The sequence below is a fragment of the Pseudomonas sp. R19M genome (genome assembly GCF_050312585.1).
Classification (GTDB): domain Bacteria; phylum Pseudomonadota; class Gammaproteobacteria; order Pseudomonadales; family Pseudomonadaceae; genus Aquipseudomonas; species Aquipseudomonas palleroniana.
The window spans coordinates 21,150-31,480 of the sequence record NZ_JBNPJV010000014.1; the positions used below are offsets into that span (position 1 = coordinate 21,150).

Here is a 10,331-nt window from a genome sequence, read left to right on the forward strand (position 1 = left end):
CTTGATTCACAGCTTAACCATCGCAACGTGAAAAAAAGGTCGAAACCGTCACGACTACAACGCCCTTCAGGCCTGGTTCAGGTACCAGCGCCAATCCTGCTCACCCACCTCCCCCATGAACTGACGATATTCGGCGCGCTTGACCGCCAGGAACACCCCGAGGAACTCACGGCCGAAAGCCTCCTGCGCCCAGGTTGAAGCCTCCATTGCACGCAGGGTGGTGAGCCAGTCGGTGGGCAGGAGCGCCGTGGCCTGGGCGTAGCCATTACCTTGCACCGCAGGGCCGGGGTCGCATTGTTCGCGGATGCCCCGATGGATACCGGCCAGAATCGCGGCGGCAGCCAGGTAAGGGTTGGCATCGGCGCCGCAGATGCGGTGCTCGATATGCCGCGAGTTCGCCGGGCCGCCAGGGATGCGCAGGCTGACAGTGCGGTTGTCCACCCCCCAGGTGGCGGCCAGCGGCGCGTAGCTGTTGGTCTGGAAGCGACGGTAGGAGTTGGCGTTGGGGCAGAACATCAGCAGCGAGTCGAGCAAGGTGCCGAGCATGCCGCCCACCGCCTGGCGCAGCAGCGGTGTGCCGTCGGCCGCGTCGCTGGCAAACAGGTTGTGACCCTGAGCGTCTGCCAGGCTGACGTGCATGTGCATGCCGGTGCCCGCCAGGTCGGCGAACGGCTTGGCCATGAAGCAGGCGGTCATGCCGTGTCGGTGAGCCACGCCCTTGACCAGGCGTTTGTAGCGCACCGCTTCGTCCATGGCTTGCAACGCATCGGCGCGATGCTCCAGGGTGATTTCCACCTGGCCTGGGGCATATTCGGAGATAGCCGTACGCGCCGGGATGCCTTGCACTTTGCAGGCACTGTAGAGGTCGGCGAGAAACGGCTCGATCTGCTCCAGCTCGCGCAGGCCATACACCTGGGTCGAGCGTGGGCGACTGCCATCCGCATCTCGCGCCGGTTGCGGGCGGCCGTTGCGGTCGGGCTTCTGGTCGAGCAGGTAGAACTCCAGTTCCGCCGCCATCACCGGGTAGTATCCATCGGCGTTCAACCCCTGGATGACCTTGGCCAGCAAATGCCGGGGGTCGGCCACGGTGGCCGGCAAGCCTTCGGTGGGGTGCATGCTGACTTGCACTGCCGCCGTCGGGATCAGCCGCCATGGCATCCGCTGCAAGCTGCCGCTGACCGGGTAGGCGCGGCAGTCGATATCACCGACATCCCACACCAACCCGGAGTTTTCCACATCATAACCGTTGATGGTCAGGCCAAGGATGGTGCTGGGCAGCGGCCGGCCGCTTTGGTACACCGCCAGCAGTTCATCGCGGTGCAGCAACTTGCCGCGCGGTACACCGTTGTTGTCGAGGATAAACAGCTCGAACATCTCGATGTCCGGGTTGTGTTCAAGGAACGCTTGGGCTTCGTGCAGGCCGGCAAAAACACTCATGGCAATTCTCATACGTTTGTATCAGGCAGGCGCACAGGCGCCGTCGGGCAGATGCGCACAGGTGCGCGTCATCCATGGGGCGAATCAACGTAGGAGAGAGGTATCCGGTGGGCGGGCGTGACGGCAATGGAACAGCGCCCAGAAAGCCAGTTCGGACGGCAACGCCTCGACGACCGTCGAACCGCTCGGCACTAAAGCGCGGGGCGATATTTCGGGGTGGGTGTCGGGGGAACCATCCATGTACGGATCACCGTGAGCTAGATGCCGGCCAGCGTCACACGCGCACAACCGGTGTTCAATTCAGGGTTGGCGGAGTGTGGTTGCGGCTCGGCTAAACATTTGCCATCCCAGGGCCCGCTGGAAATAATGACCGCCCCGCCCATACCCCAAGGACTCGACCGCATGAAAGCTCCGCTGGCCTTCTGTTTATTGGCAAGTCTGACCTCCTACGCCCTGGCTGATTCGCGCCTGGACGATGTGCTTCAACGCGGGACGCTGACCGTGTGCACCACCGGCGACTACAAGCCCTACTCCGCTTTGCGCGCCGATGGCCGTTATGAAGGCATCGACATTGCCATGGCCGAATCCTTGGCCAAGAGCCTCAACGCCAAGATCCACTGGGTACCCACCACCTGGAAAAGCCTGATGCCGGACTTCCTGGCTCAACGTTGCGACATCGCCGTGGGCGGTATTTCCGTGTCGCTGGAGCGCCAGAAAAAAGCCTTCTTCAGCCAACCGCTGGGCGTCGACGGCAAGATCCCGTTGGTGCGCTGCGCCGATGTGCAACGCTACCAGAGCGTCGAACAGATCAACCAGCCGCAGGTGCGGGTGATCGAGCCGGCCGGCGGCACCAATGAAGTGTTCGCCCGCGCCCATCTGGGCCAGGCGCAGATCCGCCTGCATGACAATGTGACGATCTTCGACGAACTGCTGGCGGGCAAGGCCGACGTGATGATTACCGACGCCAGCGAAGCGCGCTACCAGCAAAAACAGAAGCCCGGGCTGTGCGCGGTCAACCCGGAGCGGCAGATGCAGTACAGCGAAAAAGCCTTCCTGCTGCCCCGGGATGATGTGGCCTGGAAAAGTTACGTCGACCAATGGCTGCACCTGAGCGTGGCCACCGGGGAGTACGAAGGCATTGTCAGCCAGTGGTTGGCGGCACCCTGAGCCGCAGCCGTCTACGCTCTTGTCACACTGATAAGAAGAGGATGGGTAATGAAGGGACTACTCCGGTTCACCTGGCTGCTGCTGTTGTGTTTCGGCCCGGTGCACACAGCCACTGCGAATGACGATGCCCAGGCCGCCAAGGCCCTGTTGGAAAAAGCCTTGGCTTACTATCAGAGCAACGGCGACAAGGCCTTGGCCGCGTTCAGCCGCCAGGGCGAGTTTATCGACCACGACCGCTACGTGTTCGTGGTCGACACCCAGGGCGTGCTGCTGGCCAGCGGCGGGCCGTCTTCCGCCTTGATCGGTCGCAACGTGTCCGAACAGCTCGGCCCGGACCTGCAAGCCTCGTTCAAACAGGCGCTGGCCACCCCCGAAGGCCAAGGTATCCAACAGGCCGACTACCGCTGGCAGAACTGGAACGATGGCAAGGTCGAACACAAGCATGTGTTCTATCAGCGCGTGGGCCAGCGCATCCTGGCGGTGGGTTACTACTTGCCGCGGGCGACTCCGGAACAAGCGCGAGCCTTGCGCGACAAGGCGGTGAAGGCGCTGGTCAAGGATGAGGCCGGTACGCTCAAGGCCATCAACTCACTGCAAGGTGGGTTCCTGCAGGATGATCTGTATGTGTTCGTAGTGGACCTGGATACCCGGCGCTATGTGGCCCACGGCACCAACCTGCGACTGGTCAACACCGACTTCAGCAAGATCAAGGACCCGGACGGCAAGCCCGTCGGCGAGCCGATCCTGCATCTGATGACCCAACAGGACCAGAGTGAATACAAATACCGCTGGAAAAACCCGGTCACCGACAAGGTGGAAAACAAACATGCGTACTTGCGCAAGACCGGACATTTCATGGTGGCGGTTGGGTACTACAGCCCCTGATCAGGCTTGAAACCCATCAACTGTGGGAGGGGGCTTGCTCCCGATGGCAGTGGTTCAGTGAAAACATCGTTAACTGACACAATGCCATCGGGAGCAAGCCCCCTCCCACAGTTGTTTTTCGCCCTGTCGGTTATTTAGCTTTGTCTTCGCGCCCGCGCAGCAGGCGATTGGGCATTGCAATCGCCGCTGCCAACCCCAGCAGCGACACCGCCGCACTCACCATCAGCAGATGTCGGAACGTCACCGCCAGCTCTCCGCGCAGGGCATCCTGCGCCGGGCCTGGCGCGGCGTTCAGGCCGTCGAGCAGCACGTTGCCGGAACTGCCCTCGGTAACCAACGCACCGCTGGCCAGGTGGGCAAAGCTGGAATCCTGCAACAGCGCCAGCAGCAGCGCCGACATACACGCCACCCCCACCGCCCCGCCCAATGAGCGGAACAGGTTGGTAGTGCTGGTAGCGACGCCAATGTCACGCTGCTCAACGGAGTTTTGTGTGCCGACCAGGGACGTCGGGAACTGCATGCCGGCAGCGATGCCGCACAGCAGCATGAAAATCGCCGTCAGCCCGACTGCCTGCGGTGCACTGTAGGCCATGCCCAGAATGGCGAACGGACTCAACAGCGCGCCGGTGAGAATCATCGGTTTATAACGGCCGGTCACCGAGGTCATGCGCCCGGCAAAGTAGGCGCCCATCGGTAAGCCCATGGCCAACGGCAGCAGGTGCAAGGCGGCGCTGTCGGCACCCGAGCCGGTCACCGTCTGATAACGCAGAGGCATCAACACCGTCAGGGAAATCGCCTGGAAGCTGGTGAAGAAAATCGTGCACCAGCACAGCACCGCGCTGCGGTTGGCGAACAGGTGCATAGGCAATAACGGCTCGCGCGCCCGGCGTTCGTGCCACACAAACACGCTCAGCGCCACCCACGCACAGGCCAACAACCCCAATACCTGCTCATCACGCCAATGATGGCCCTGGCCGATTTCGGTGATGCCCAGCAGCAGGGCAGTCAGGCCGATGATCATCAGCACGGTGCCGAGGTAGTCGATGATCGGTTTGCGTTGCGGCACCGGCAGCCCTACCAGCGTGCGATGGGCCACATACCAGGCACCGGCACCCAGGGGCAGGTTGATCAGGAACACCCAGCGCCAGGACAGATACTCGGTCATATAACCGCCCAACACCGGCCCGGCCACGCTGGCCACCGCGTACATACTGCTGAAATAGCCCTGGTAACGCCCGCGCTCACGAGGCGGGATGATGTCGCCGATAATCGCCTGGCTCACGGAAATCATGCCGCCGGCGCCGATACCCTGGAGAATCCGCGCCAGCACCAGTTGCTCCATGCTTTGCGCCATGCCGCAGAACAGCGAGGCCAGGGTGAACACGCCCATGCCGATCAGCATCATCGGTCGCCGCCCGTACAGGTCGCCGAGCTTGCCGTAGATCGGCACCGCCACCGTCATCGCGACCATATAGCCGGAGATCACCCAGGCCAGCAGGTTGACGTCATGGAATTGCGCGGAGATGGCCGGCATCGATACGGCGACGATGGTTTGGTCCAGTGCGCCAAGGAAGATCGCCATCATCAAGGCGACAAGCACACTGCGTACGGCGGGGACGGATGGGGCGGGCTGATTCAGGTGAGTCACGGCGCAACCTTCGAGCAGAGCCCGCGAGGCAGGAAAGGCCTGCGGGAATGCTCGATACGATAGCAGGCTACTCGATAGCTTCGTAAGGAAGTCCGACGTAATTTTCCGCGATGGTTTGACGCCCCGCCTGCGAGTGGATGAAGTATTCCAGCTCACTCTGTGCAATCCGCTGGCTGAAGCCGTCCGCTTCCGGAAACTGATGCAGCATTGAGGTCATCCACCAGGAAAACCGTTCGGCCTTCCAGACGCGACGCAAGCAGATCGCGGAATACTTCTCCAACAGGTCCACCCGCCCTTCGCGATACACCTTGAGCAAGATCCGATACAGCGTGCTCACATCGCTGGCCGCCAGGTTCAAGCCCTTGGCGCCGGTGGGGGGCACGATGTGCGCGGCATCCCCAAGCAGGAACAGGCGCCCGTACTGCATCGGCTCCACCACGAAGCTGCGCAGGGGCGCGATGCTTTTCTCGATCGACGGGCCGGTGACCAACTGTTGCGCAAGCGGGCCGGGCAGGCGGGTTTTCAGTTCGTCCCAGAAGCGCTCGTCCGGCCAGGCTTCCAGCGACTCGTCCACCGGCACTTGCAGGTAATAGCGACTGCGGGTCGCTGAGCGCATGCTGCACAGGGCGAAGCCGCGCGCGTGTTTGGCGTACACCAGTTCAGCATGAATCGGCGGCGTGTCGGCCAGGATGCCCAGCCAGCCGAAGGGGTAGACCCGTTCGAAAACGCTCAGCGACTCGGCCGGGATCGACTGCCGGGCCACGCCGTGGAAGCCGTCGCAACCGGCAACGTAGTCGCACTCCAGGCGAAAGGTTTCGCCTTGGTGCTCGAAGGTCACCCAGGGACGCTCACTTTTCAGATCATGGGGCTGCACATTGGACGCTTCGTACAACGTCACGGCACCAGCAGCGGCGCGGGCAGCCATGAGGTCGCGGGTGACCTCGGTCTGGCCGTAGATCATGACCGATTGGCCGCCGGTCAAGGTCTTGAGGTCGATGTGGGTCAACTGGCCATCGAGTGCCAGCTCGAAACCATCATGCACCAGCCCTTCGGCATCCATACGTCGGCTGACGCCTGCTTCGCGCAGCAGGTCGACCATGCCCTGCTCCAGCACCCCGGCGCGGATGCGGCCTTGCACGTAGTCGGCGCTCTGGCGCTCTAGGATGAGGGTTTGGATTCCGGCGTTGTGCAACAGCTGGCCGAGCAGCAATCCGGAAGGACCGGCGCCGATAATGGCGACTTGAGTCTTCAGCGTTTTCATTATTCTTATCACCTGCTGGCTTCACCCGAACTGATCAAGTGAAAGAGTTGTCATTGGTCTTGTGGCTGACATTTTTCACTTGAGCGGGCAGCATAAGAAGGTGAGAACTGCTACAAAACCTGCGCTTTTTGCCAATTTGGGCGATTACCGCACCACTGTCCTGAGTATCGGATTGAAACCATGACCAAAACCGCGATTCCGGTCTTCAAGCTTTATGGGGAAAGCCAGCAATGGCCTACGCCCGATTTGTTGCACTGCGAAACCATTTCCCGAAGGAGTCGGGAATACCAGTGGGAAATCCAGCCCCACCGGCACGCGGATCTGTGCCAGTTGCTCTATGTACACAAAGGCCAGGCGCACTTGGAAATCGAAGGCCAGCACACCACGCTCGACGAAGCCACGCTGCAGGTGCTGCCGCCGTTATGCGTACATGGGTTCCGGTTTTCAGAAGATGTGGAAGGCTACGTGGTGACACTGTCGGCCCCGCTGGTCAGCCACTTGCAGACGCAGCTGGGCAGTACGGCCGGCGGCCTGCAGACCTTGGGCAATTATCCGGCCGGCAAGGAGAGCGACTACCTCAACAGCCAGTTCGCACGTTTGCAGGACGAGTACGCCGATGATCAGCCGGCACGGGACATGATGATGCATGCCCTGGTCAGCGTGCTGCTGGTGTGGATCAGCCGCCAGGCCATTCAGCGTCGCCACCCACGGCCGCCCCGTGGCCGCGAGTATTTCCGCCGTTTCACCCAGTTGATCGAACAGCACTACCGCGAGCACCCCAAGATCGAAGACCTGGCTCACAAGCTGGGCATCTCGGTCTCGCACCTGAACGGGACATGTCGGGAGCTGGGCGGCCAACCGGCCTTGCAGATCATGCACGACCGCCAGTTGCTGGAAGCCAAGCGCCTGCTGACCTACACCAGCATGACCATCAATGAAATGTCGGAGGTGTTGGGGTTTTCTGACCCGACGAATTTCTCTCGGCTGTTTCGCCGACGGGTCGGGTTCTCACCCAAGGCGTTTCGCGAGCAATTGAAGGCCGGGCAGCCTACCTGAGCGCGCTGAAACTGCCGGTGCGGGGAACGCATTGGTCCTGATGACAACCGATCGCGAATGCCGCCGGCTGCATGCGTGTCTGTTCAACGCGGTAGGCGGCAGTCCCGTACAGCGCAGTGGCAAATGCGCTGAGGGTGAAAATCATCAGGTACTTTCTGGTTTTGATGCTCATGGCACAGACCTCTGAACGGATCTACACAGTGCTGTTTTAAGCATAGGTCAGCCGGAGCGACTTGCCATTATCGGGCGTCATTCAATCGGTTTATATCCGCTCAAAGACCTTTGTCCCACAAAGGCTCTTCCGGAAACCTGAGCACAAGGAAATCCAGCAGGCTACGCAGCGCCAGAGACATGTGTTTACGCGACGCATACACCGCATAAACATTCATTTGCTGAGGCTCGGCCTCCGGTAGCAAACGGATCAGTTCACCACTACGGATGTAGTCACCCGCCTGATAGCTGGGCAGCCGCGCCACACCAGCCCCTGCCAATGTCACCCGTAACAATGTCGTTGCCTCATTGGCGGTGATATTGCCTTGCACTGCCACCGACACCGGTTCTGCATTCTCGGTGAAGTGCCAGAGACTTTTGCCGAAGTAAGAGTGCGTCAGGCAATTGTGCTGCACCAGGTCTTGCACCTGACGAGGGTGTGGATGTTCGCGCAGATATGCTGGCGAGGCGCAGATGACCGAACGGCAGAGCGTCAGCTTGCGGGCGATCAGGCTGGGGTCCAGTTCGAGACTGGTGCGAATGGCCAGATCGATACGCTCATCCACCAAGTTCACCGTACGATCAAGCATTTGCAGGTCGATACTCACTAACGGGTACTGCTTGATGTACTCGGCCACGGCATCCGCCAACTGTGCCTGGCCGAACGAACTACTGACACTGAGCCGCAACTGGCCACGCGGCGCTTCGTCCGGCTCACTGACGGCAGCCTGCATGTCGTTGCACAACTCCAGCATCTGGCGGCACCGAGGCAGCGTTTCGATACCGGCGGCGGTCAGGCTCAGCTTGCGCGTGGTGCGGTGCAGCAGGCGCGCACCAACCCAGTCTTCCAGCTCGGCCAAATAGCGCGAGACCACCGGACGCGACAGATCCAGATGGTCGGCGGCGGCCGATTGACTGCCCAAGTCGACCACTGTCACAAACACGCGCATTGCTTGAAGACGATCCATGATTTGCCCGATTTTAGAAACAAACTATGTCCAAGCATCGCATTTTTTGTTGCGTTTGGTGCAACTAAGCTCTGTACACCCCTTACCGATGGCAGGAGCTGCCCGATGTTCTCGACCTTCAAACGCCTGACCCTGGCCACCGCCGCCCTCGCCTTCGCAGCCCACGCGGCAGCGGCCGAGCTGAAACTCGACGTGTACAACCCAGGCGAAGCCGCGATATTCCCGGTCAGCTCGGTGCTGGTCAGCGGCGCCAACGACGCGATCCTGGTGGATGCGCAATTCGGCAAAGGCCAGGCCGAGCAACTGGTGCAGAAAATCCGCGCCAGCGGCAAACACCTGACCACCATCTACATCAGCCACGGCGACCCGGACTACTACTTCGGCCTCGATACCCTGACCGCAGCGTTCCCGGACGCCAAGGTACTGGCACCGCAACCGGTGGTTGACCACATCAAGGCCACCGTGGCCGGCAAACTGGACTTCTGGGGCCCGAAAATGGGCGCCGACAAACCGGCCAAAACCCTCGTGCCGCAAGTGCTTGAAGGCCACAGCCTGACCCTTGAAGGCGAGCAACTGGAGATCGTCGGCCTGGACGGCCCGCAACCGGATCGCAGCTTTGTGTGGATCCCGTCGATCAAGGCCGTCGTCGGCGGTGTGGTCGTGGCCGAAAACATCCACCTGTGGATGGCCGACACCCAGAGCGCGCAGTCCCACAAAGATTGGCTGGCAACGCTGCAACGTATCGAACAACTGAAACCGCGCACGGTGATTCCAGGCCACTACCTGGGCAGCCCATCGCTCAAATCCGTGGCGTTTACCGCCGACTACATCAAAGCCTTCGATATCGAGACCGCCAAGGCCAAGGACTCCGCTGCCCTGATCGCAGCCATGAAGAAGCGTTACCCGACCCTCGCCGATGAAAGTTCGCTGGAACTGAGCGCCAAAGTCGCCAAGGGCGAAATGAAGTGGTGATTGGTTTTAAACCCTGACCGTACTGGAGAATGTCATGAGCAAGATTGCAATCATTGGTGCCACCGGCCGTGCCGGTAGCCAACTGCTGGAAGAAGCGCTGCGCCGTGGGCATACCGTCACCGCCATCGCCCGTAATACCGACAAACTGACGGCACGCCCAGGCGTGACCGCCAAGCAAGTCGACGCCCTGGATGCCGACGCCCTGCAACAGGCCGTGAGCGGCCATGATGTGGTGATCAGTGCCGCGCACTTTTCCACTCTGCCCGCCAGTGCGGTGATCGGCCCGGTGAAAAAGGCCGGGGTGAAACGCCTGCTGGTGGTGGGCGGTGCCGGTTCGTTGCTGCTGCCAGGTGGCAGCCGTGTGATCGACAGCCCGGGCTTCCCTGCCGAATACAAGGCGGAAGCCAGTGCGGGCGCGGAGTTTCTCGATACGCTGCGTCAGGAGAAGGAACTGGACTGGACATTCCTGTCGCCATCGGCGGAGTTCGTGGAAACCGAGCGCACCGGGAAATTCCGTTTGGGCCAGGATGATTTGCTGGTGAGCAGCGAAGGCCGCAGTTGGATCAGCTTCGCTGACTTTGCGATCGCGTTGATCGACGAAGTTGAATCACCGAAGCACTCCCGCCAGCGCTTCACCGTCGGCTACTGATCGTACGCCTTGTAGTGAGCGGGCTTGCCCCGCGCTGGGGGGCGCAGCCGCCCTAATCCAGGCACCGCGTTCTTCCAG

At 61.4% G+C, this 10,331-nt stretch carries 10 protein-coding genes; 5 read left to right on the plus strand and 5 right to left on the minus strand.

Annotated elements, in window-relative coordinates:
* Positions 1-66 precede the first annotated feature (66 nt).
* A complete protein-coding gene (locus tag ACQRBT_RS01845; RefSeq protein WP_412047709.1) occupies positions 67-1,437 on the minus strand; it encodes a glutamine synthetase family protein in 1,371 nt (456 codons plus the stop codon).
* Between the two features lie 402 nt (positions 1,438-1,839).
* On the opposite strand from ACQRBT_RS01845, the gene ACQRBT_RS01850 reads away from it, so the two are divergent.
* Together ACQRBT_RS01850 and ACQRBT_RS01855 are read left to right on the plus strand one after the other, a co-directional pair.
* On the plus strand, positions 1,840-2,604 hold the full coding sequence (locus ACQRBT_RS01850; RefSeq protein WP_060753105.1) for a transporter substrate-binding domain-containing protein: 765 nt from the start codon (positions 1,840-1,842) through the stop codon (positions 2,602-2,604).
* Positions 2,605-2,652: 48 nt separating this feature from the next.
* Positions 2,653-3,489: a cache domain-containing protein gene (locus ACQRBT_RS01855; protein ID WP_090366194.1), complete on the plus strand. Its 837-nt coding sequence runs from the start codon at positions 2,653-2,655 to the stop codon at positions 3,487-3,489.
* Positions 3,490-3,619: 130 nt separating this feature from the next.
* Here the strand turns inward: ACQRBT_RS01855 and ACQRBT_RS01860 are convergent, their stop codons facing one another.
* Complete coding sequence (locus ACQRBT_RS01860) at positions 3,620-5,137, minus strand: MDR family MFS transporter (RefSeq protein WP_412047708.1); 1,518 nt, start codon at positions 5,135-5,137, stop codon at positions 3,620-3,622.
* A 67-nt stretch (positions 5,138-5,204) separates the two neighbouring features.
* On the minus strand, positions 5,205-6,389 hold the full coding sequence (gene pobA, locus ACQRBT_RS01865) for a 4-hydroxybenzoate 3-monooxygenase (RefSeq protein ID WP_412047717.1): 1,185 nt from the start codon (positions 6,387-6,389) through the stop codon (positions 5,205-5,207).
* 189 nt (positions 6,390-6,578) lie between these two features.
* Here pobA and ACQRBT_RS01870 point away from each other — a divergent pair, with 189 nt between their 5' ends.
* Positions 6,579-7,454, plus strand: coding sequence for a helix-turn-helix domain-containing protein (locus ACQRBT_RS01870; protein WP_412047707.1), 876 nt, complete (start codon positions 6,579-6,581; stop codon positions 7,452-7,454).
* On the opposite strand, the gene ACQRBT_RS01875 is transcribed toward ACQRBT_RS01870, so the two are convergent.
* Both ACQRBT_RS01875 and ACQRBT_RS01880 read right to left on the minus strand, forming a co-directional pair.
* Complete coding sequence (locus tag ACQRBT_RS01875; protein WP_060753685.1) at positions 7,447-7,626, minus strand: hypothetical protein; 180 nt, start codon at positions 7,624-7,626, stop codon at positions 7,447-7,449. The two genes, ACQRBT_RS01870 and ACQRBT_RS01875, sit on opposite strands and share 8 nt — an antisense overlap.
* A gap of 100 nt (positions 7,627-7,726) precedes the next feature.
* Positions 7,727-8,632, minus strand: a complete 906-nt coding sequence (locus ACQRBT_RS01880; protein ID WP_161549696.1) for a LysR family transcriptional regulator — start codon at positions 8,630-8,632, stop codon at positions 7,727-7,729.
* Between the two features lie 105 nt (positions 8,633-8,737).
* Between ACQRBT_RS01880 and ACQRBT_RS01885 the strand changes: the two genes are divergently transcribed.
* A complete protein-coding gene (locus ACQRBT_RS01885) occupies positions 8,738-9,604 on the plus strand; it encodes an MBL fold metallo-hydrolase (protein WP_060753687.1) in 867 nt (288 codons plus the stop codon).
* Positions 9,605-9,638: 34 nt separating this feature from the next.
* Complete coding sequence (locus tag ACQRBT_RS01890) at positions 9,639-10,253, plus strand: NAD(P)-dependent oxidoreductase (RefSeq protein ID WP_060753688.1); 615 nt, start codon at positions 9,639-9,641, stop codon at positions 10,251-10,253.
* Positions 10,254-10,331: the final 78 nt, after the last annotated feature.